15 protein-coding genes are annotated in these 22,300 nt (G+C 43.4%); 12 read left to right on the forward strand and 3 right to left on the reverse strand.

Annotated elements, in window-relative coordinates; translation table 11 throughout:
* Positions 1 to 72 precede the first annotated feature (72 nt).
* The 8 genes from BLT94_RS22280 (at position 73) to BLT94_RS05260 (ending at position 10,428) form a co-directional block, all read left to right on the forward strand.
* Positions 73 to 2,577, forward strand: coding sequence for a mechanosensitive ion channel domain-containing protein (locus tag BLT94_RS22280; protein WP_245742975.1), 2,505 nt, complete (start codon positions 73 to 75; stop codon positions 2,575 to 2,577).
* 110 nt (positions 2,578 to 2,687) lie between these two features.
* Entirely contained in the window at positions 2,688 to 6,002 is a 3,315-nt protein-coding gene (locus BLT94_RS05240) for a translocation/assembly module TamB domain-containing protein (protein ID WP_139168986.1), read from the forward strand.
* Between the two features lie 43 nt (positions 6,003 to 6,045).
* Positions 6,046 to 8,607, forward strand: a complete 2,562-nt coding sequence (gene bamA, locus BLT94_RS05245) for an outer membrane protein assembly factor BamA (protein WP_175530279.1) — start codon at positions 6,046 to 6,048, stop codon at positions 8,605 to 8,607.
* A 26-nt stretch (positions 8,608 to 8,633) separates the two neighbouring features.
* Positions 8,634 to 8,873: an NrtR DNA-binding winged helix domain-containing protein gene (locus tag BLT94_RS05250; protein WP_281243357.1), complete on the forward strand. Its 240-nt coding sequence runs from the start codon at positions 8,634 to 8,636 to the stop codon at positions 8,871 to 8,873.
* Between the two features lie 12 nt (positions 8,874 to 8,885).
* Positions 8,886 to 9,284 (forward strand): hypothetical protein, encoded by a 399-nt coding sequence (locus BLT94_RS22160; protein ID WP_217641235.1) that lies wholly within the window; start codon positions 8,886 to 8,888, stop codon positions 9,282 to 9,284.
* Positions 9,178 to 9,483 carry an SPFH domain-containing protein gene (locus tag BLT94_RS22165; protein WP_217641229.1) on the forward strand — a complete coding sequence of 102 codons (306 nt, stop codon included), beginning with the start codon at positions 9,178 to 9,180 and terminating at the stop codon, positions 9,481 to 9,483. The genes BLT94_RS22160 and BLT94_RS22165 overlap by 107 nt, the downstream gene beginning before the upstream one ends.
* Before the next feature lie 130 nt (positions 9,484 to 9,613).
* The gene (locus tag BLT94_RS22170; RefSeq protein WP_217641230.1) at positions 9,614 to 9,754 is read left to right on the forward strand and encodes a hypothetical protein; all 141 of its coding nucleotides are present in this window, start codon (positions 9,614 to 9,616) and stop codon (positions 9,752 to 9,754) included.
* A gap of 110 nt (positions 9,755 to 9,864) precedes the next feature.
* Positions 9,865 to 10,428 (forward strand): diacylglycerol kinase catalytic domain-containing protein, encoded by a 564-nt coding sequence (locus tag BLT94_RS05260; RefSeq protein ID WP_175530280.1) that lies wholly within the window; start codon positions 9,865 to 9,867, stop codon positions 10,426 to 10,428.
* A 308-nt stretch (positions 10,429 to 10,736) separates the two neighbouring features.
* On the opposite strand, the gene BLT94_RS05265 is transcribed toward BLT94_RS05260, so the two are convergent.
* Positions 10,737 to 11,075, reverse strand: coding sequence for a type II toxin-antitoxin system PemK/MazF family toxin (locus BLT94_RS05265; RefSeq protein WP_092231242.1), 339 nt, complete (start codon positions 11,073 to 11,075; stop codon positions 10,737 to 10,739).
* Complete coding sequence (locus BLT94_RS05270; RefSeq protein WP_092231245.1) at positions 11,075 to 11,332, reverse strand: AbrB/MazE/SpoVT family DNA-binding domain-containing protein; 258 nt, start codon at positions 11,330 to 11,332, stop codon at positions 11,075 to 11,077. The genes BLT94_RS05265 and BLT94_RS05270 overlap by 1 nt, the downstream gene beginning before the upstream one ends.
* Positions 11,333 to 11,622: 290 nt before the next feature.
* Here BLT94_RS05270 and BLT94_RS05280 point away from each other — a divergent pair, with 290 nt between their 5' ends.
* The 4 genes from BLT94_RS05280 to BLT94_RS05295 all read left to right on the forward strand — a co-directional run bounded on the left by BLT94_RS05280 (position 11,623) and on the right by BLT94_RS05295 (position 20,384).
* Entirely contained in the window at positions 11,623 to 12,213 is a 591-nt protein-coding gene (locus tag BLT94_RS05280) for a YkgJ family cysteine cluster protein (RefSeq protein ID WP_092231251.1), read from the forward strand.
* A 90-nt stretch (positions 12,214 to 12,303) separates the two neighbouring features.
* Entirely contained in the window at positions 12,304 to 17,145 is a 4,842-nt protein-coding gene (locus BLT94_RS05285; protein ID WP_092231254.1) for an alpha-2-macroglobulin family protein, read from the forward strand.
* A gap of 52 nt (positions 17,146 to 17,197) precedes the next feature.
* On the forward strand, positions 17,198 to 19,528 hold the full coding sequence (gene pbpC, locus BLT94_RS05290; protein ID WP_092231257.1) for a penicillin-binding protein 1C: 2,331 nt from the start codon (positions 17,198 to 17,200) through the stop codon (positions 19,526 to 19,528).
* 106 nt (positions 19,529 to 19,634) lie between these two features.
* Positions 19,635 to 20,384: a flagellin gene (locus tag BLT94_RS05295; RefSeq protein ID WP_092231260.1), complete on the forward strand. Its 750-nt coding sequence runs from the start codon at positions 19,635 to 19,637 to the stop codon at positions 20,382 to 20,384.
* Positions 20,385 to 20,479: 95 nt separating this feature from the next.
* Here BLT94_RS05295 and BLT94_RS05300 read toward each other — a convergent pair whose 3' ends face one another.
* Positions 20,480 to 22,213 (reverse strand): NAD-dependent malic enzyme, encoded by a 1,734-nt coding sequence (locus BLT94_RS05300; RefSeq protein ID WP_092231263.1) that lies wholly within the window; start codon positions 22,211 to 22,213, stop codon positions 20,480 to 20,482.
* Between the last annotated feature and the right edge of the window lie 87 nt (positions 22,214 to 22,300).

The following is a 22,300-nucleotide window of genomic DNA, read 5'->3' on the forward strand; positions in this document are numbered from 1 at the left end:
TAAAAAGGAACAATTACGCTGGATCTTTTTATGCTGCTTATATACAAGTCATTTCACAAGGAGACAAATTCTGTGTCAATCAAAAAAACAAATCGTGTTCTGTTATTTATGATCCTGGCTGTATGCCTTTCGGCATTATCGTGGGCCGAACCAGTCATTCAGGCACCTTCCGAAGATAAAGATTCTCTGATCCAGTTTGAACAGGCAGTTGAAGCCGCAAAAAAAAATCTGGGTGACCTGGAAAAGGAGCTGGCTGAAGAACAACGTCTTATAAAGGAAGAATCAAGCCAGCATCAAATTTACAGGACTCAGATCAATTCTATGAGAAATTTTTTGCTGGTTCCCGAGATCGGTATTGCCGTCATTGAAAAAGGAGTTGAACAGCTGGATATATCCATCTCCTTGATTAAACTCAAAATTCAACGGCTGGTGGAAAAAGAGGCAAAAGCCAAACAGGATCTTTCCGCAGTAAAAGAAAAAATCAATTTAATGGACCAGAGAATTGCTGAATTCGGTTCTTTTACGGACAAAGACATTATCCGGGAACCTGGAATAAAAGCGCTCAAATCCTACCGGACTATTCTGCAAAAACAAGAAAAACTGATTGTAGATATTGATGACCTGCGGATTCTTGAAATGACTAACAGCAGCGAATTGCTCAAGTCTTTTGAAGAGATCCGGATAATATTGAAAAAGGAGATCAAAGATAAAAAAGGAATGCTTTTGTTTCAAAGAAATGAAATCGAAGTGAAAACTTTTTTGTCCAAAAATTTTATAAAAGAAATTGTCAATTCAGTTGCAAAAGCCGGTCAATTGTTTTCCAGAGAACGGGTGTCACTGAAATTATCCCAATTAAAAGAACATATCACCATAGGCGGCGTGATGATGATTTGCGGTTTTCTGGTGTTTTGTTTCTTTGTCTTTAAGGGACTTATCTTCTTGAGGCAAAAAGACGGATATAAGAATATTATCAGCAAACGGACGGGGTATCCCCTGCTTGTTCTTGAAAATTCCCTGTTTCTTGTTTTATGGATACTGTTGGCGGTTATATTGTCAAAAACCCAGGTGTATTTGGTTTTCCCCGATTGTATTAAATTTATCAAAACATTTTTAACCGTTATTCTGATAACCCGTCTTGCATCTGATTCCATCCGCCTGATTGTTAAAGAAAAGGCACACTTGCTTTTTAACGCCCTGTATGGATGGCGAAATGCTTTTGTCTGGGGCATCAGATTATATTGTTTTGTTTATCTGTTTGTTTATAGATTTTTATCTCCTGATCCCGTGATTTTGTCATCCATCCGGATCTTTTCCGAAGCAATGATGGTTGCCGGAGTATTTTTATTCTGGAATGCTTATAAAAAAATGGAGGGCCGGACCAATGGCATGGGGCTCAAGCTGTTGGTAGGATGGTCCAGGATAATTGCACTTGCAGGTCTTTTTGCCGATATTTCAGGATACGGGTATTTTGCATCCTGGTGGTACAAATCCTGGGGTATTTCTATTATGATTATCTGTATCTGTACCCTGCTTGTATATTCCATGAAAGATATTGATCGCAAATTCAAGGATAAATTTGAGCCGGTATCCAGAAGTTCTTATGGTATCTCATATCCGTTTTATTGGATTTTTTCCAACGGACTCTATTTTCTTATCATTGTGTTTGCCTTGGCCGGGCTGATGTTCTCCTGGAGTGTCAGCAATGTTTTTTTTGTGCGGCTTTGGGCTTTGTTTTACCAAAAGTATACCATTGGGAAGATAGAATTGAGCATGGCCGGTTTTGCCTTTGCCTTTGTGGTCATTCTTTTGACCTACCTTTTGACTCTTTCCTGGAAAAAAATAATGACCGCTTATGTGTTAAAAGACAGCGGTTTGTCAACAGGGGCAACAGAGTCTGTGATTACCATTTCAGTGTATGTGATCTGGTCCATAGGCATTCTTGTCAGTTTAAGTGTTTTCGGGCTGAACACCACATCCCTGGCTGTTGTATTCGGTGCTTTGAGTATAGGACTTGGATTCGGCCTGCAGAATATTTTCAATAACTTTATCAGCGGCCTGATCCTGCTGTTTGAACGCCCCATACAGGTTGGCGATGTGGTTGAGGTGGGCGGTATATGGGGTGAAGTAAAGAAAATTAATGTCAGATCAACCCTGGTTCAGACATATACAAATTCTTCACTTATTATTCCTAATTCCGAATTCATAAGTGCCCTTGTTACCAATTGGAGCCATAAAGACCCTTATATAAGACGGGATCTGATGGTAGGAGTGGCATACGGATCGGATACCAACCTGGTGAAAAACTTATTGCTGCAGGCTGCCGGATCGGTTTCAGAGGTCTATAATTATCCGCATCCACCCAAGGTTCAATTCATCAATTTCGGAGACAGTTCCCTTGATTTTCGATTACGATTCTGGTCGGATATAGATAAATTTATTGATGCTGAAAGCAACCTGAGATTTGAAATCGACGGGCTTTTCAAAGAGCATCATGTGGTGATACCTTTTCCCCAGAGAGATCTTCATATTTTAAGCGGCCTGCCGTCCGGCAACAAAGAGATCATTGAAGATAACTGATGCCAAAATAAAAGAGTGAGTCTTTAAAAAAAAATCTTCCTAAGTTTCTGTGAGGTCATTATTTGTTACAATTAAAGAAAAATTTTGTTGTTTTGTCCGGCATAATTTTTATGTTCGGTTTTATTTTGATTTTTGGCGGGCTCTTTTACCTGGAAACAGATTCAGGACAGGCAAAGATTATGCATATGATCAATGCAGAGATCAGGGGAGAAATGTCCTGGAAACGAGTACATTTGTCTCCTTTTTCCGGGATTGTCGAGATTGTGGGCTTTGAGCTGAAAGGGCCGGATAAAAAACAATTGATCATTTGTGAACGGCTGGCCATTAATATTGAATGGTTAAGACTTTTTAAAGAAGAGATTTGCTTGTCTTCGATTCTGCTTGAATCTCCAGGTGTGAATATTCAGACAGATCATAACGGTTCACTCACAATTGTTACTGCTGTTCAACCTTTGCATGCAAAACCGGAAAAACCTGAAAAATCACCTGGTTTGTTTCCTTTTAATATTAAAGTTGATACCTTTGTTTTAACTGATGGCCAAGGTCTGTTCTGCATTAATGATGAAAAAATGTCCGGTTCAGTTTCAGGTTTCAAACTTTTGATAAAAAACTTTGATTTAAAAGCGAAAAAAGCTGTTTTAAACGCCGGAGCAGACGGCGGATCATTTCCGGGTGCGGCAGGCCCTGTTGATTTGAAAACGTTTAACACCCATGCGGTTTTTAATGACGGCTCTCTGGATATTTTATCCTTTGACCTGGTTGCCGGTGGCATCAAGATGGGGGGGCAAGGATCAATCAAGGATTTGTTTCACACCCCTGTGTCGGACTTTTTTTTTGATGTGCAAGCTGAGCTTGAAGACGTATCAAAACTTTTCCAGTATGAACCCGGATGCTCCGGCGAGATAGTTTCCCATATAAACTTGACGGGCAGGGGAGTTGATCCTGAAAAACTAACTGCAAATATTGTTCTTGACTTGAACCTGAAACAATTCAGCATCAACGGGCTTGATTCACCAATTGACGCTGAATTTAAGGCCGGGGTGGGAATTGAAAATCAAAAGCTGCTTGTCCGTTCTTTTAATGCGGTTACAAAAGGAATACATCTTTCCGGGGAAGGTGAGTTTGAACCAGGGTCGGGAAATATCGCTGGAAAATTGGATCTTATGCTGTCTGATCTTGGTTTAACACCGGGATTGATTCAGATGAAAGGGACCGGGAGTGTCAATCTTTCAGGTCAAGTGACAGGAGCTTACACTTCCCCTGAAGTTAAACTGGAACTGACATCAGACAATCTGGGGTTTGGCGATATTTTTTTGGGAAATTTAGACGTGACTGCTTCCATGGATAGTCATGGACGGGTTTTTATTGATCAATTGTCTTTGGAAAATCAGGGCTCCAAAATAGGTGCAAACGGCTGGATTGACCTGTTGAAGAGTGATTTAAAAGATTTTTCCCTGGTGGACAAGCCTCTATTTATGGTTTCTCTTGCAGGAGAATCCATGTTTCTGGGTGATTTTATGGACGGAACAGAAGGGCGGCTGTCGGTGAACGGGAGTGTCAACGGCACTCTTGACGCGCTGTCTGGAAACATAACCATGGAGGGCGAAAAACTTGACTTGAACGGTCGGAAAATTGACGGTTTTGTTCTGAAAACAGTTCTGGAAGGACAAGAAATCAATATCAAAGATCTGGATATCCGGGTGACGCCAACAGCCGTATTCAAGAGTCAGGGCAGGGCGGTTTTCGCAGACAACCGGCTTGAGCTTGGCTTGTTTGCACAAGACTTTCCTTTGACACGGCTTAAAGGTGAGTATGATTTTGATGATCATACGTTTTCAGCATCTATTGATATGGCGGAACTTTTTGATCTGTCTCCTTATTTGCATGCAGCAGGGCAACCGGAATTTTCAGGCTCGGTAAGGGAGTGTTTCATTCGGTCAAGTGGCAGTCTTGATGATCTTCAGGGAGTTCAGGTCACAGCAGATCTTACAAATTTAACCGTGGGTTTCAAAGAAAATCAAATTGCCCATATCCCCGGTGTGAACCTGGTACTTGAAAACGGCAGGTTCACTCTTCCTGAAACAAGGATCACCTTTTTGGAACAAGGGGAAGTCAAAATAGAGGGAGCAGGTTCCCTTAAATCGGATATTGATCTTGAACTCAAGGGGATGTTACCTTTTCAAGTGATCCGTCCTTTTTTTGAAGAAATAAGCAATGCGTCGGGAAATATTATATTGTCTGCTTCACTAAAGGGAACAGTTGCCGAACCCGTCTTTAATGCCGATGTGAAACTGGAGAGGCTGGGCTTGTCATTATCCGGTATGGAACAAAAATTACAGAACATTGACGGTGTTATCAGCATCACGCCGGATTTGATTGAAACAAACAGGATCAGCGGAAAACTGGATGAAGGGACATTTGATATTGCAGGAAATGTTGGTTTGAGCAATTTAAAGCCTGACACATACAATCTGAAATTTAACGGCCACAATTTGTCCCTGGATTTCCCGGATCTGATGGACATTACCATGAACACCAGCCTTTCTTTGGCCGGAAATACGGACAAGTCAGATCTTAAAGGAGAAATTGTGCTGCTTGAGGGCCGGTATTATAAAAATATTGAGCTTGATCTTGTGGACGCTGTTAAAAAGACAAGAACGGTGAAACCTGTCCCGGAAAAACAAGCTGTCGCTTTTTTGGACAACATTGGCCTGGACATTGATATATCCCAGCGCGAACCGTTTTTGGTTGATAATAATCTGGCACTGTTGAGCATGTATTCCGATTTGACAGTTTCAGGCACAGCAGCCCATCCTCTTGTCGGCGGTCAGGTACGGGTTGAGTCTGGTATTCTTAAATTTAAAGAAAAAGAATTTGAAGTTAAAAAAGGGGTTGTTGATTTTATCAATCCTTACAAAACAGAGCCTGTCATTGATATCCAGGGGGAGATGGAGATACGTCACTGGACTGTCTTTTTGACGGTTTCAGGCACGCCGGACAATCTTGATTTTAAGTTCAGCTCAATTCCTGAAGAACAGCATGCAGACATCATTTCCCTGCTGGCTTTCGGCAAAACAACCCGTGAATTGCGGCAGGCAGAAAGCGACTCCAGCTTTTCACCCGAAGATATTCTGGCAGGATTTGTTGCACAGACACTTCAGCAAAATATCAAGGAAGCTTCGGGAATGGATTATCTGGAAATCAAGCCGGATGATGTTGAAGGAAGCCGTGGCATCAATATTGTTGTGGGCAAGGAACTTTCCCGCCGCATGATGCTTAAATACGGAATGGATGTCCGAGACGGTGAAACCGTTCAGCGGGTAATCATGGACTATAAATTTCTGGAAAATCTTTTGATGAGCGGATTTCAGGATAACGGAGGTGATTTTGGGGCTGAACTCAAATATCGCATTGAATTTAGATAGCCTTGCTTTAAAAATAAGTTTTGTATTGATGCTTATGGTGTGTATGACGCAAAACAGCTTGGCTCAGACAAAAGAAAGCTTGGATTTGCCCGGGACTGTCTCCAAAATAGATGTTCGGGTCAAAGATATTCTTGTTAAAGGTGCTTTTCCGGTTTTTAAAAAAGAAGTGCTTCAGGTCATGACAATTTCTCCTGGTGATGAATTTTCACAAGAGGTTCTGGATCAACAAAGCTCCAGAGTTGTCGTATTGTTTAAAAACCATGGGTTTATTGATCCAAAGGTGAAGGTGATCGCGAAAAAAGATCTTCAAGATGGTCATTATATTGTATCCGTATATATTGAAAAGGGGGATTTTTACAGGGTTGAAAGGGTCATGGTTCATGGCAATCACAGTTTTTCCGGTATCAGGTTGAAGTTGAGGACAAAAACATGGCAATCATCTGTTTTGCTGGGCAGTGCGACCCGTTTTATTGAAAAAGAGTTTAATGCTGATGTGAAAAATTTGATCCGGTTCTATCGTGAAAAGGGGTTTGCCGATGTGACGGTGTCAGGCAGGATTCAAAAAAATGATCAGTCAAAGACCGTGGATCTTAAGTTTGATATAAACGAAGGCCCGGTTTATAAAATCAGGTTTGATGGAAACCGTCAATTTTGGGATCATACCCTTAAACAAGAGATGACCCTTTTCAAAGACGGGAATAAGAATAATTTTGCCGTAAAAAAAAGTATTCGCAATATTAAAAAAAAATATTCGCAAAGCGGTTTTCCTGATGCTGGAATAAAAACAAAAATCACTGAAAGAAAAAAAGACAAAAAAATATTCCGGGATGTGACCTTTCAAACGGATGAGGGCGATCAATACATTGTTTCAAGCATCAGCATAAAAGGAAACCATGGGGTTGATGAAAAAAGTATTAAACAACAGATTCTTACCAAGCCTTCCGGGTTTTTGACGGATGGCGGTTATGCCCCTGAAGTCTTAGAGGCGGATATTAATGCCATCCGTGTGTTGTATCTAAGACAAGGATATACCCGTGCCCGGATCCAGAAAACATTGAAAATCAATGATCATTTGTCTCAGAAAGATAAAAAAATAAAATCTTTGGCAATAGAGCTTGTTATTGACGAAGGGCCGAGGACAAGAGTCGGAACGGTTCGTTTTCAGGGGCTTTCAATTCTCAAACCTGAAGCGGCAATGCAGTTGCTCTCGCTCAAGCCGGGCAAGGTTTATCGCAACTATATGATTGAAAGCGATGAAAATGTTTTGAAAAAAAGAATTTCCGAGATGGGGTATCCCCATATCCGGGTCAAGGCAACTGTGGTTTTTAATGAGGATCTTTCTTTGGCTGATTTTTTTTATGATGTGGATGAAGGACCTTTTGTAACCATTGGGCAGATTTTTTATACAGGCAATTTCAGAACAAAAAAAGAAATTCTCAACCAAGAGATGACCTTATCACAAGGAGACCCGCTTTCTTTGAAAAAACTTTTTGAGAGCAGGCAGAACATGCTGGACATGAACGCCTTGAACTCAGTGAAGTTCAATACACTTGGCCTGAAAGAAAAACTGGATCAAGTGGATCTTGCTATAGCGGTGGAAGAGAAAGTCCCCAAGTTTGTTGAATTTGCAACAGGCTATGACACGCAACGGCATTTTTATGTCAATACCACTATAGGGGATCATAATTTTCTGGGCAGAAATCTTGCGGTTGAAACAGATGCTGAATTAAGCCAGATCGGCCATGAGGTTAATGTTTCATTGACAGAGCCACGGGTTTTTTCTTCCAGGATCTCTTCCACCACAAAGATTGCTGCTCAGAAGCACGAAGAATTTAATACTGATTTTGGTATAAAAAGCTATAGCCTTTCCCAGATTTTTTACAGGCAGTTTCTTGAGAAAAAATTGACGGCCAATGTTGGGTTCCAGTATGATTTTCGTGAACAATACCCGACCCGGTCACCTTCTGTGTCTGAAACTGAAACAGACAACCGGGAATATGATTCCAGGCATATCTTTGAAATAAACCCCTCAATGACCTATCGTACCACTGACTCTTATGTCCGCCCCCGGAAAGGAGTTTTTTCAGCCGTGTACATGGACATATCAAAGGGGATTGAAAACAACCTGGATGATTATATTAAATATCGCATGGATGCCCGTTATTATTATACAGTGTTTGAGCCACTGACCCTTGCCGTCAGGGGCTGGTACGGATATATCCAGACTTATGGGGAAAATAAGACCGTGCCTGAAGATCAACTTTTTTTCCTGGGCGGCACCACTACGGTCAGGGGATTTGATGAAAATTTGCTGCTCTTTGACAACACCGGCACTGCCGTGGGTGGGCGCGAAGCATTCCTGGGAAGTGTTGAGGCAAGGTATGACCTGGGATTGAAATTTGAAGTGACGCTGTTTTATGATGTGGGGCGGGTGCAAAAAACTTTTGACAGCGTTGATTCAGACGATTTTCGTTCATCTGCCGGAGTGGGGCTTCGGTACATGACACCCATCGGGCCTGTAGGGCTTGTATACGGATGGAAAATCAATCCCCTGCCTGGTGAGAGCAGCGGCTGTCTGCACTTTTCCATGGGGTATACATTTTAAAAGGCCTGTTTTTCAGCTATCAACCAATCGGCTTTGAATTATTGTCTAAAAAATTTACTTTAAGACAATTGCAGCACTTGTACGAAAAAATACTGGATCGAAAACTTGACAAGCGAAATTTTAGAAAAAAAATCCTGAAAATGGGAATCCTCAAAGAGCTTGATGAGATTGAAAAGGATGTTTCACACAGGGCAGCCAGATTATACCGGTTCAATAAAAAAAAATATGACACATTAAAAGACCAGGGATTTAATTTTGAAATTTGACAGGAGGTTCTTATGTTTGGCATCAAATATATCAAAGCTCAGCCCAACACATATTTTCTACAATACAAAAAAGGGAAAGTCATCAGAGAAGGGACAGGCATTTCGTTTTTTTATTTTGCACCAGTATCTTCTCTGGTGGCTATTCCTATGGCAAGTATGGATCTGTCTTTTGTTTTCAACGAAGTTACCTCAGACTTTCAGGATCTTTGTATTCAGGGTGATGTCTCTTACAGGATCATTGAACCCAGGAAACTGGCTCAATTGCTCAACTTCAGCCTGACCCCTGACACCCAAAGTTATATTAGTGAAGACCCGGAAAAATTATCAAAAAAAAATTATCAATCAAATTCAGGTATTAACAAGGTCTCTGATACAGCTTTTGCCCCTGAAAAAGGCACTTCAGGCATCTGAAGAGCTTGTGGATTCTGTTAATAAGGGACTTGTTCAATCTGATATTATCAGGCAGCTTGGGGTTGAAATTCTTTCAGTATCTGTTTTATCTATCCGGCCCAATCCGGAAACGTCAAAAGCATTGGAAGCAGATGCCAGAGAAAAACTGCTTCTTGCAGCAGATGAGGCCATATATCATCGCAGAAATGCTTCAGTATAGCAGGAAAGAGCAATCAGGGAGAATGAGTTGAATACCGAAATTGCCGTTGAAAATAAAAAACGCCGGATCAGAGAAGCAAAGATCGAGGCTGACCGGGCAGTTCAAGAGAAAAGGCTGTTGATGAAACAAGATGATATCAAGAGTAAAATTACCCTTGATCGCATCTGCGTTTCAAAATCTGGCAAAGAATGCAGACAAGATCGGCAATTTGAACATTTCTTCGGAACTTCTGGCAGAGCTGATCACCCCCGGAACGGCACAAAACGGTTAAGTAATCGGATCATCCGGTCAGGGCCCCAGGTTGCAAACAGGCCTTGTACAGGATCAAACTTGTATCGGATCAACCTTGTATCGGATAAACCTTGAACTGGAGCAGAAACCATGGACAGAGAATATGAAAACAAAATTGTTTTGATCGTCAGGGAAACCAGGCTGGACGATTTGATTCTTAGGTATAACACCCTTGGCCAGGCACAGTTTTATATTGAGCATCTTGGCGCAGATTTTTCCGATTATCTTGTTGAGGATAAAATTTATAAATCGTCTGTGTCCAGAGCCAGGCAAATATTAACCAGATTTGGGAGAGTCCAGGTGCTGCATCGCAGATTTGTTCCAAATTTTATTTTCGGAAACAAAGATTTGATCGTTGTTCTCGGACAGGATGGATTGGTGGCCAATACAATGAAGTATCTTGATAATCAGTATGTAATTGGTGTGAATCCAGATCCTGAAAGATGGGACGGTGTACTCCTGCCGTTTCAGGTATCTGATCTGGAACAGATTGTTTTAGAAGCTTTTGCAGGAAAAAGACAGATATCCACAATCACCATGGCCAAAGCCTCACTCAGTGACGGGCAAACACTATGTGCCGTCAATGATTTTTTTATCGGCGCACAAACCCATGTATCCGCTAAGTACACAATTTCGATCAACAACAGAACATAAGATCACTCATCATTTGATCAATATGTTATCAACGTGTGATTCAAACGTGGCTAAGGGATTTCAATTATTATGCAGGTGGAGTAAAGGAAATTATTAGTGCCGGAGGAGATACCGATACAACAGCCTCAATTTTTGAGGTTATAATTATTTTTTGCAGGAAACTGACTTTTTGTAAGTGTTTTTGCAGCCTTTATTTTTCCTTTTAAGGCTTTCAGCCGGTGAACAGAGAGTTTATAGTGCAAAAACAAAGGTTTGGTATCGGTTTTCGTTTCAGATAATATCCTGAATTTTAAAAGAAAATCAAGATGTTATTCGCTTACAATGGCTTTCACTTTAGCTAAAACCTCACTTATCACATTTGCTGGTGCTTTTTCCGCGAATTGAAGTCCTCTTTCAACAAAATCAATGGTTTTAACTTGATGGCAAAGTACAACACCACTTATTTTCTTACCCGCTAAAGAAACCTCAAATCCATGCCCTCTAACTCGGCTTGTTATAGGGGCGACTAAGGCTAATAAAATTTTTTTGTTAAATCCTGAAGGTGAAAGAACAATAGCCGGTCTTTTCCCCATCTGTTCATGACCAGCAGCAGGATTAAAATCTGTCCATACAATATCACCACGTTTCGGGATGAATCTTTTTGTCATTACCATTCTCTTCCAACTGGTTCGTCATTCAGCCAGGCCTTGTCTTCATCATTAAGCTCGAGATTTTTCGCGGTGCATTGGCTTAGGAGTTCGTCCATTGTATATTCTTTTTTTTCTGTAATCGGAGTGATAATGATTTTGCCGTTTTCAGCTTTTATATTGATTTTTTGATTTAGATGTAAACCAATCATATCAGCAATAGCCTTGGGTATTCTGGCAGCGAGACTGTTACCCCATTTTTTTATTATCATTTCCATAAGATTATCCTTTGTTGAAACATTGTTTGTTCTTAATTTAGCAACCAAACCTTTATGTGTCAACAATGTTTATACTATACCTGATCTGGTATAGAACAAGTGGACACTTTCTTGATGGTCCGGATGTGTGCCGGGCGCTTAAAAAAAACATTTGGAAATCAAGTGAGGAAAATAAATACGGGCTTTGTAAATCAATGAAGAAACAGTGGATTATAGGGCGTTTTTTTGCTAAATTCAAAGATTGAACATCCATTGAATAATAAAATCATAAAGGTGAACATACACATAAGATGAAAGAAAAAACACAAGCGTTAAACGATATATACCAGACATTTGAGGCAAAAACCCGTAAATATAAAGATGATACGGCCTGCGAAAAGGGGTGCGGATTTTGTTGCAAAGAAGCCGGAAAAATAGAGATTACCACCCTTGAAGGCCTGGTCATCAGAAAGGCCATGCAGGGGTTTGCAAGGTCCCGGCAGAAAACTTTGACAAAGCTTTTTCAGCAGGAGATCAAAAAAAGGGAAAACAATGTCGTGGCTCCATGTCCGTTTTTAATGAAGAACAATGCCTGCATGATTTATGAGGTCAGGCCGTTTTCCTGCCGCAGGATCTATTCCACTCATGTCTGCACCTTGCAAAATCCACCCGTGGTGAATCGCCGGGTCATGGAAGCGGCGGATCAATCCATAAAGCAATTACAACAACTGGACTTTAACGGATATTCGGGCCATTTGTCCTATATTCTTTACATGCTCTCCACCCCGGCTTTTCTGGACACCTATGAAAAAGGGGAGTTTAAGCCTGAAGAGATAATGGAATTTGGAAAAGCCCATAAAATTGCCATTAATAGAATGATGGACCAAGGGGTAACCGTTTAATTTGATAATATGGGAAATCTTATTTTTGACTTATAATATCAAATTCTTATGATAAATTTATAATAAAAATTTAACGGAACAGGTGGCTTAATGAAAAATTTAAAATGGCTCTTGGTTTGTTTGATTGCTCTTTTTTTTACCGTTATTGTCCATGCGGATAATAAATTTGTTGCCAGATTTGCAGGGCAGCAGACGGTTGACGGGGTCAATGCCCTGGCCGTCACCTTTTCCGATCTCCTTGATTCCAGACAGAATTTGGAGTCCTATTTTTCTTTGTTTGCAAAAGACGATAATGCAGTGGAAGGATCATGGGTTTTATCCAAAGATCTCCATGTGGTTTATTTCAGTAATATCGAAACAGATACAGATTACGTCATAAAAATCCACAAAGGGTTGAAATCAGCTGCCGGGCAAAAACTGGAAACAGCACAAAAATACTCGATAAAAACCCGAGAGGTTCAACCTATGATCAGTTTCGGGAGCAAAGGATTTATCCTGGCATCAAAACTGAACCGCGGCCTGCCGGTGAATGCATTAAATATTGATAAGGCGGACATTGATTTTTTCAGGGTAAAGCCGGGTTTTCTGGATGAATTCAGCCAGCGGTTTGCAAATAACGATACAATGGCCTATTACAACAATAAAAATTTGCATACCTATGCAGATCTTGTCTATTCGGGCAGATGGGATTTAAAGGTCAACAAGGATTTGCGAACCCAGGTCAACCTGCCCATTACCCATATCAAAGAACTTGGTGTTCCAGGTATTTACTTTGCCGTTTTAAAAGGCGCAGGTCATTATAACTACAGCTTCAGCAGCACCTGGTTTACCATCAGTGATCTTGGCCTTAATGTTAAAAAATACAAAAATCGTTTACAGTTTCATGTCCAGAGTCTTGAGACTGCAAAACCATTAAAGAATATAACCGTAGAGGGTTATGATAAAAAAGGCAAAAAGCGGTTTAATGTTGTTACCGATAAAAATGGGATTGCCAGCATCAATGGGGCAACCGAACATCTGAATTATGTTCTTGCCCGGTCAGGGAAAAGTGTCAGTTTTCTTCCAATGGATATGCCCGCCCTTGATCTGAGCGAATTCAGAACCGCCATCGAGCCTTTCAGGCCCATTGACTTGTTTGTTTATGGTCCCAGAGATCTTTACAGGCCTGGTGAAACCCTTGTCATTGACGCCCTGTTAAGAAATCAGGATGGGAAAATGACACCAGCGAAGGCCGTCACGGCAAACGTGATTCAACCGGACGGGCGGGTGGTTTACGAATTCCAATGGAACGCAAGTCATCTCAATCATTACCATTATGAATATCATCTGCCTGCTGATGCTGTTACGGGCAAATGGAGAATCAGTTTTAAAATGGCGGCTGTCAGCCTCAAAGAATACAGCTTTATTGTGGCTGATTTTCTTCCTGAACGAATGAAACTGCAGGTTAAAAATCCAGAAAACCAGACAGATATCCTTGGCAGATCTGACACCCCCGTCATTGAGTTGAAAGGCGATTTTTTATATGGTGCGCCCGCAGCCGGCGTCAGAGCCGATGCCATGATTCATATCAGGCCTGCCCGAAAATTGTTTAAAGAAAAATGGCCCGGGTATGAGTTTGGCGATGCAACGCATAATTTCAAACACTCCTATCAAACAGACAGCATTGTTCTGGATAAAAATGGAATGGGCAAACTTACAATTGAAAATGAATGGGAAGATACAGCCTCTCCATTATGGCTGACAGCTAATGCAAGCGTGTATGACTCCGGCGGAAGGCCTGTGGTAAGGAACAAATCCTGGCAGATATGGCCTTCTGATGAGCTTGTGGGTATCAGGGTCTTGTCCAGAGACGGTCAAATAAAAAGCGACAGTACGGCACAGTTTGAAATCATTGTGGTCAATAAGCAGGGAGAAAGAATCAAGTCTAAGGGTTTGAAGGCTGTTGTGATCAAAGAAAACAGGGAATATTATTGGGAATACAGTCATGACAACTGGCAATGGCATTATACCCGTCAGTTTTATACTGTGGACAAGTTTAATGTGGATGTTCCTGAAAACGGTGCTGCCAAAGTAAGCGTACCTGTTAAATGGGGAGGATACCGGCTTGAAATTAAAGACCCGTCTACAGGTCTTGTTTCCAGTTTGAGTTTTTGGGCAGGGTGGCAACCTGACGGCATGCCGTCATCCGGTGGGGGCAATCGGCCCGACAGGGTGGATTTGACACTTGATAAACCCCATTATGGTCCGGGTGACACGGCAAAGGTAATGGTCAAAGCACCTGAGGCAGGTTCCGGGTATCTGTTTGTTGAATCGGATACCAATCTGCTGACCCTGCCCATAAAAGTACCGGCTGAAGGCAAAGCGTTTGACATCAAGATTGATCCGTCCTGGAACCGTCATGATCTGTACATCTCCGCCCTGATCGTGCGAAAAGGGCAAAGCAGGACCGGCACGCTTCCCAAACGGTCTGTCGGCCTGATTCATCTGCCATTGGATCGAACCGGCCGAAAGCTGTCCCTTAAAATGGATGTCCCCCAAAAAATAGAACCCGATCAAACCCTGGATGTCATTGTTGATGTAAGTCGTGCCGACGGGTCTATACCTGAAAATGCATATGTTACACTTGCCGCAGTGGACATTGGTATTTTAAACCTTACCGGGTTTAAAACTCCTTCTCCTCATGATTATTTTTTTCAGAAGCGCAAATATGGCGCGCAGATTCATGATGTTTACCAGAAACTGATCGAAGCCAACAAGGGTGCATGGGCAACACAACGGTTTGGCGGTGATGCGGCAGCGCTCACCCGGGGCGGTGACAAACCCGCCACAGATGTGCAGATCGTATCCATTTCCAGGAATGCCGTTAAGGTGGATGAAAAGGGCAGGGCGCACTTTAGTCTTTTCATACCCGAGTTCAACGGCAGTATCCGGGTGATGGCCACAGCGTATACAGGTCAGGATTACGGATCACTGGAACAGGAGGTGACGGTTGCGTCGGCCCTGGTCACCCAGATCACCATGCCCAGATTTTTATCCATGGGGGATAAAAGCCAGGTGGTGATCGATGTTCACAACCTTACCCTGACACGCCAGCAACTTGATATGAATCTTGATGTGCAAGGCCCTGTCAAAGCCCTTGGACAAACATCACACAAAGTGAGTCTTGATCCAGATCAAAAAAACGCCTTTGTTTTCCCGGTTTTTTCAGAACAGCAGCTGGGCCGGTCAAAGATAAACCTTTTTATCAACGGTTTGGTTGTGGATGGAAAAAAACAAACTCTTAATCGAACCTGGTTCCTTGATACAAGACCGGCATATCCCGCGACCACCAAAGTGTTCAGATCCCATTTAAAGCCGGGTGAAACATTTGACATCAAGCCTTCCCAAATGAACAGCCTGATCAAAGAAACAATTGGCGTTCAGGCTGTAATCAGCGCTTTTCCACCCATCAATCTGTCCGATCACATTCAGCAGCTCAATGCCTATCCATACGGTTGCCTTGAACAGATCACCAGCGGGATTTATCCCCATGTTATTTTAAATGCGGTTGATATTGCCGAATTGGGATTGACCGGACAGACTTCGGAGCAAACAAACAAAAAGGTTGTCCTGGGGATTCAACGGTTAATGGAGAAACAAAAAACCACTGGCGGATTTGGCCTCTGGTCTGCAAAAAGTCCTGAAAGCTATTGGCTGACCGCATATGTGACTGATTTTTTACTTCATGCACAACAGGCCGGATATAAAGTGCCGCCCACAGCCCTTGCCAAAGCATTGGACCGGCTCAAGAAGTATGTGAAACGACCCTCAACCATAAGGCCGATGAATTATACGGACAAACGGCATTACAGGGCGGCAACCCGTGTGTATGCAGCCTTTGTCCTGGCCCGTGTTCAGGGCATCTCTCTTGGGGATGCAAGGGCTTTATACCATGCGGTAAAAAATGATTTAACAGGAACGCTTGGGTTTGTTCATGCCGGACTTGCCCTTTATCTGAGCGGGGATGATGCCCTTGGGACAAGTGCATTAAAAAAAGCATTAAACAACAGCCGCGAACATCCGCGCGAAAATCATATATATTATGGTGATTACGGCAGTGATATAAGAGATCTTGCCGCAGCCTGTTATCTTGTGTCCAGTTTTTATCCGTCTTTTGAAAAAGGTTCTCATTTTCTTTTCGGACTCCAGGATGCACTCAATGACCGTCAATGGCTCAGTACACAGGAACGAAACGCCCTTGTACTGGCCGGCAGTATTGCCGTGAAAAACAGCACAAAACCCTGGCAGGCAAGAATAAGTGCCGGTGATAAAATTGTTGATCTTGAGAATGATCGTCAAAAACAATTTGTCAGTGTTGACGGGCAATACGCTGATGGATTCAAGGTACTTAACACTGCAGGGACGGATCTTTATCTGTCTGTTACCCTGGCCGGATATCCCGCCCAGAAACCCAAACCCGAGGCATATGGTGTAAAAATTTCTCGAAGATATCTGACACCCGACGGCATACCCATTGAAATGCCCGTAAAATCCGGGCAATTTAAATCCGGAGACAGGTTGCTTGTTGAGCTTGCCTTTACGGCGGATAAAAGAATGCCAAACGGTTTGATTGTCGATCTGCTTCCGGCCTGTCTTGAACTTGAAGATCCCAACCTTGCCGGCAGCATGGTTATTGATGAGATACAGGTCGATAAAAAAACCGTGGTTCAATGGCACAATGCATTTGATACCCGCCATACGGAGTACCGGGATGACCGGTTTGTGGCGGCATTGAATATTCCTGCCCAGGATGATCTGAGAATTTTCTATCCGGTACGCATTGTCAGTCCTGGTGATTATCTTGTGCCACCGCCCCTGGCAGAGGATATGTATAAACCGTATATCCGGGGGATTGGCAGTGGCCCGGCCCTGATGCAGGTGAGCAGACCATGATATATTCATGTTTTTTATGATATATTAATACTGCCCATGATATATCTCATAAGTGAAAAGCCGACACTTTAAATACTGCGTTGTATCCGTTTTTTTAGCAAGCGCAGTTGTTATTGTTTGTCTGTCTGGACTGGACAGGATCTATCCGCTGAATTTAACCGCAAATACCTGTTCAACCTTGATTACGGCAAAAGACGGCACACCCCTTCGCGCATTTGCAGATAAAAACGGGGTATGGCGTTATCCAACTGACCTGACAGACGTATCCCCTTTGTACCTTCAGGCGTTGCTGACCTATGAAGACCGGTGGTTTTACAGGCATCCAGGTGTAAACCCGCTTGCTTTTATCCGGGCCTGCTTTCAAAATATAGCTGCCGGTAAAATTGTGTCCGGTGGTTCTACTTTGACCATGCAGGTGGCAAGACTGCTGCATCCCAATCAAAGAACCCTGGCCGGGAAAATTTTACAAATACTTCGAGCATTTCAGCTGGAAATTCACCTGACCAAAGACCAGATAATGACGCTTTATTTGAATTTGGCACCGTTTGGCTCCAACATTGAAGGGGTGCAGACAGCATGTTTTTCCTGGCTTGGAAAACAGGCTGTGGAATTGTCTTGTGCAGAAGCCGCTCTTCTGGCTGTATTGCCCCAGGCACCCAGTTTTTACAGGCCGGACCGGCATCCGGAACGGGCGCGAAAAGCCAGGGATAAAGTGCTGGATCGAATGGCGTTTTTTAAGGTATGGACCAACGAACAGGTAAGGGCGGCCAAAAAAGAACCTGTGGCTGCGCTGCGCTTTGTCCCTCCCATGACCGCCCCCCTGGCATCACGACGATTGTATCTTGGCACCGACAACCCGTCATCAAAAAAAACCACCACACTGGACTATGATCTTCAAATCCAAACCGAGGATATTGTCAGGGACTATGTTGCAGGACTTTCAGACGAACAATCGGCAGCCGCCCTGGTCGTAAATTATAAAACTCTTGAAGTGCAGGCTTATGTGGGGTCGGCTGATTTTTCAAGCGTCAAGCGAAAGGGCCATGTGGATATGGTCCGTGCCATACGGTCGCCGGGCTCAACCTTGAAACCGTTTTTGTACGGCCTTGCCATGGATGAAGGCCTGATCCATTCCCACTCCCTGCTGCTGGATACCCCTCGGTTTCAAAAAGAATACGAACCCGGCAATTTTTCCAAAGGGTTTTCAGGGCCTGTCACCGTGGCCAGGGCATTGAGATTGTCATTAAATGTTCCGGCTGTCCAGGTGCTGGAGGCGTATGGCCCCCAAAAATTTTACGACCGCCTGATCAATGCCGGTGCCCGGATAAAACTGTCCGGCAAACCCAACCTGAGTATCATACTGGGAGGGGCGGGCACCAACTTGGAATCATTGGTGACGCTGTATACCGGCCTTGCCAGGGACGGCATTGCGGGAAAACCAAAACTGTTAAAACAAGATGCGGATCAAAATGCGGATCAGGAACGATACCTGATGTCACCGGGTGCGGCCTGGATTGTCGGAAAAATCCTGGCGCAACCCATGCCCGGATTTGAAGGCATCAACCGGTTGTCAGGACATATTCCCATGGCCTGGAAAACCGGCACAAGTTATGGGTTCAGGGATGCATGGGCCCTTGGCATCATGGGAGATTATGTGGCCGGTGTCTGGGTGGGAAGACCGGACGGCTCTCCTTGTCCGGGACAATATGGTGCCGTGACAGCCATTCCTTTGCTTCGCAGGATTTTTGAAAGCCTGCCGCTCACTGATTTTATCAAAAAACCGCCGTCAAGTGTTCAACAGATAAAAATCTGCTGGCCGTTGGGGTCGGCGAAAACCCGGACAGTAACAAATTGCTTTATTCAGCATGATGCATGGATATTGGACAACCAGATACCCTTAACCTTAAATTCTGCAACCAGGGGGTTTGACCCTCTTTTAAAAACATTCTGGATTGATGAAAACGGCAACAGGGCACAGCCGTCATGCGGGGGAATCAAAAAAATTCGCATCGGGGTGTGGCCGCAAGGTGCTGAACCCTGGTTGCCTCCTTCATGGAGAAGGAACAAACTGATTGCGCCGCCATCACAAAAATGCCCTGATCTTGCAAGCTTCCCCGGCAACCCCGTACAGATCACCTCAGTGTTCAATAACAGCATTTTAACCCGCCCGCCGGGTCAGGCTACCCCTCCGTCCATCCCCATAACAGCGTCGGGTGGCCAGGGAAAATATTACTGGTTTTTAAACAAAAAGCCGGTGGCTGTTATCAATCCCGGCAGCTCCGGTGTTTTGCCCATGCCGCTGCCCGGCACCTATCAATTGTCAGTAGCAGATGAAGCAGGCAGCTTTGATGTGATTGATTTTGAGGTGATATCTATGGATTAGCCAATAGTAATTATCAATATTGACATGGGTGGTGGAGCCGGGTTATGTTATGACAAGTTTTCAGCATTAACAGCGTGGGATAAAACATAATATAAACGGAGGTGAAATGTCTCTGACCATTAATAATAATACCTTAAGTCAGTCTGCCGGAAATACCTTTCGATCGGCTTCCAATGCTTTTGACCAATCCCTGGAAAAGATTTCATCCGGCAAAAGTATTAACCGGGCTTCAGATGACGCTTCCGGTCTGGTAATGGCTAATAACCTCAACAGTGCCGCAAATAGTATAGGGCAACTGAGCCGCAATGCTTCGGATAATATATCCATGATTCAGATCAAAGAGGCTGCTCTTGGTCAGGCTACACAAATTATTCAGGGAATCGGTGAAAAAGTTTTACAGGCAGCGTCCGATGCCCAGACTCCTGAAACCAGAATGGCCATCCAGGAGGATGTGACAAAATCGCTTGAGTCATTAAATGATCTTTATCAGGGTACCACTTTTAACGGTAAATCGCTTCTTTCAGATGCTCCGGGATTGGCCGAACTTTCAGCTCTTGATCTCTCTTCTCTTGAGGGAGCGGAATCGGCTCAGGAGGCTGTTGACTCGGCCCTTGATTCTGTCAGCTCTTATCGGTCGGCTTTGGGTTCAAGTCAGAATCAGGTTGAGAGTGAAATTTCCAATCTGAAAACCCAGGAAATTTCTGCAAGAAGTTCGGAGTCCCAGATCAGGGATGTGGATATTGCAGAAGAGGTGATGAACATGAAGCAGTTGGATCTGCTCAAAAAGACCTCATCCTTTGCACAAAATCAGGCAGCAAATGTAAATGCCCAACGGGTTGCAACCCTTCTGGGTTAGCACTCTCTTCTTTATTCATGAATTTGCCCTGACCGGCTGGTTATTATTTGATCCGATCCGATCCGATCAGGGCAGGGGCAGGGTGTCAATTCAAATTAAATCTGGTCAAAATACTGGGGATTCCAGCGCATTTTATCCACAAGGGTGTTCAGCCGTTCCGGATCATTTTTGTGTTTGAATTTTGAGAAAAAACAATCTTTTTTGGTAACGCCTGCCTTGATGGCTTCTGCGCCGACTCGTTTTGCAACTTCCAAAGAGACCTCTTTTAACTGATCCAGTGGAGGACACAAAATACCGTCGTTAATGTCTTGTTCGCTGACAAACTCGGCAATCGCATGGGCTGCTGCTGAAAAAAAGACCGGCAATACTTCGGTGGCACCGGATGCCACAACCCCCAGCCCCACACCCGGGAAAACAAATGAATTGTTCATTTGTCCGATTCTATACTCTTTGCCGTCGTGATCAACAGGATCAAAAGGAGAACCCGTTGCCATAAGCGCTTTACCGTTGGTCCATTCGTAGACATCTTTGGGCAGGGCCTCGGCCTTGCTCGTGGGATTGCTCAATGGCAGAATAACGGGTCTGTCCGTATTCTTACCGACTGCTTGAACAATTTGTTGTGTAAACAGGCCGGGTTGTCCTGATGTTCCGATCAATACGGTTACTTTTTCATGCTTGACTGCATTCAAAAGTGTATTGTCTTCAGATGATGTCAGCCAGGCAAGTGTTTTTGAATCTTTTGCAAATTTTTTCTTGTAAGGCTCAAGATCCCTGTCCGAGGTTACCACCCCTCTTGAATCCATTGTGAAAATCCGGGCAATGGCATCTGCTTCATCCATGCCCTGGGCCATAAGCTCCACCTGGATCTGTTCGGCAATACCAATACCGCCTGCACCGGCACCATTTACCAGATACACCTGATCTGTCATGTTCTCTTTTTTTGCTTTCATGGCTGCAAGGATTCCGGCAAGAGCAATGGAACCGGTTCCCTGAATGTCATCATTAAAGGAGATCAGGTGGTTCAGATATGTATCCCGGACCGTAAACGCCGTCTGTTTTGAAAAGTCCTCCCACTGGCACAGTGCATGGGGAAAGTTCTTTTTAAACGCAGTTACAAATTTTTTGATAAACGCATCATATTCTTCTCCCTTGAGGCGTTTGTGACGCCAGCCCAGGTAGTTGGGATCATTTAACAGGTCTTCATTGTCGGTTCCAACGTCAAGGGATACGGGAAGGCCGTGCCAGGGAGCAATGCCTGCACCCTGAGTGTAGAGCATCAGTTTTCCAAGGCAGATGGGGATACCCCCGGCCCCCTGGTCTCCAATACCTAAAATTCCCTGGTTGTCCGTTACCACTGCAATCCTGATATCCTGGTCCGTATAGTTGCGCAAAACATATTCCGCATAATCAATATTTCCCGGATAAAAATGCACACCATTTGCTCCCCGGTATATTGAAGAGTACTGCTGACAGGCAAGCCCCACGGTGGGGGTGTAGATAATGGGTAAAAATTTGGTGACATTGTCTGCAATTACGGCATGGGCCAGTACAACATTTCTGTCATAAAGACTTCTGATATAAATGAATTTTTCAATGTCACTTTTTTTTTCATCAACAATTCTAAGGCTTGATCTGATCTGATCTTCAAGTGTTTTTACCCTTGGAGGCAGAAAACCGCTGAGTTTAAGCCTTGACCTTTCCTCTATGGTAAAGGCCGTGCCTTTGCTGATATTATTGAAGCGAAGAACATCAAAACCGCGTAAGTTGATTTGAACTCCCGTGGTGTCTCCAAATTCGCCATATTTAAACTCGTAATGATTAATTTCCATGGCTTTTTAAAAATCCTTAAATTACAATTTAATAAAATGTCTGCAAAAAAAAATATAACTTCATATTATATCATAAATTAAGGCATA

Source organism: Desulfobacula phenolica, from assembly GCF_900105645.1.
Taxonomy (GTDB): Bacteria; Desulfobacterota; Desulfobacteria; order Desulfobacterales; family Desulfobacteraceae; genus Desulfobacula; species Desulfobacula toluolica.

What these genes read in the sequence shown, in the direction of transcription:
- BLT94_RS05240 (WP_139168986.1), top strand. Translation starts at nt 2,688, where the DNA reads ATGTTCGGTTTTATTTTGATTTTTGGCGGGCTCTTTTACCTGGAAACA.
- bamA (WP_175530279.1), top strand. Translation starts at nt 6,046, where the DNA reads ATGACGCAAAACAGCTTGGCTCAGACAAAAGAAAGCTTGGATTTGCCC.
- BLT94_RS22160 (WP_217641235.1), top strand. Translation starts at nt 8,886, where the DNA reads ATGTTTGGCATCAAATATATCAAAGCTCAGCCCAACACATATTTTCTA.
- BLT94_RS22170 (WP_217641230.1), top strand. Translation starts at nt 9,614, where the DNA reads ATGATATCAAGAGTAAAATTACCCTTGATCGCATCTGCGTTTCAAAAT.
- BLT94_RS05260 (WP_175530280.1), top strand. Translation starts at nt 9,865, where the DNA reads ATGGACAGAGAATATGAAAACAAAATTGTTTTGATCGTCAGGGAAACC.
- BLT94_RS05265 (WP_092231242.1), bottom strand. Translation starts at nt 11,075, where the DNA reads ATGACAAAAAGATTCATCCCGAAACGTGGTGATATTGTATGGACAGAT.
- BLT94_RS05270 (WP_092231245.1), bottom strand. Translation starts at nt 11,332, where the DNA reads ATGGAAATGATAATAAAAAAATGGGGTAACAGTCTCGCTGCCAGAATA.
- BLT94_RS05280 (WP_092231251.1), top strand. Translation starts at nt 11,623, where the DNA reads ATGAAAGAAAAAACACAAGCGTTAAACGATATATACCAGACATTTGAG.
- BLT94_RS05285 (WP_092231254.1), top strand. Translation starts at nt 12,304, where the DNA reads ATGAAAAATTTAAAATGGCTCTTGGTTTGTTTGATTGCTCTTTTTTTT.
- BLT94_RS05295 (WP_092231260.1), top strand. Translation starts at nt 19,635, where the DNA reads ATGTCTCTGACCATTAATAATAATACCTTAAGTCAGTCTGCCGGAAAT.
- BLT94_RS05300 (WP_092231263.1), bottom strand. Translation starts at nt 22,213, where the DNA reads ATGGAAATTAATCATTACGAGTTTAAATATGGCGAATTTGGAGACACC.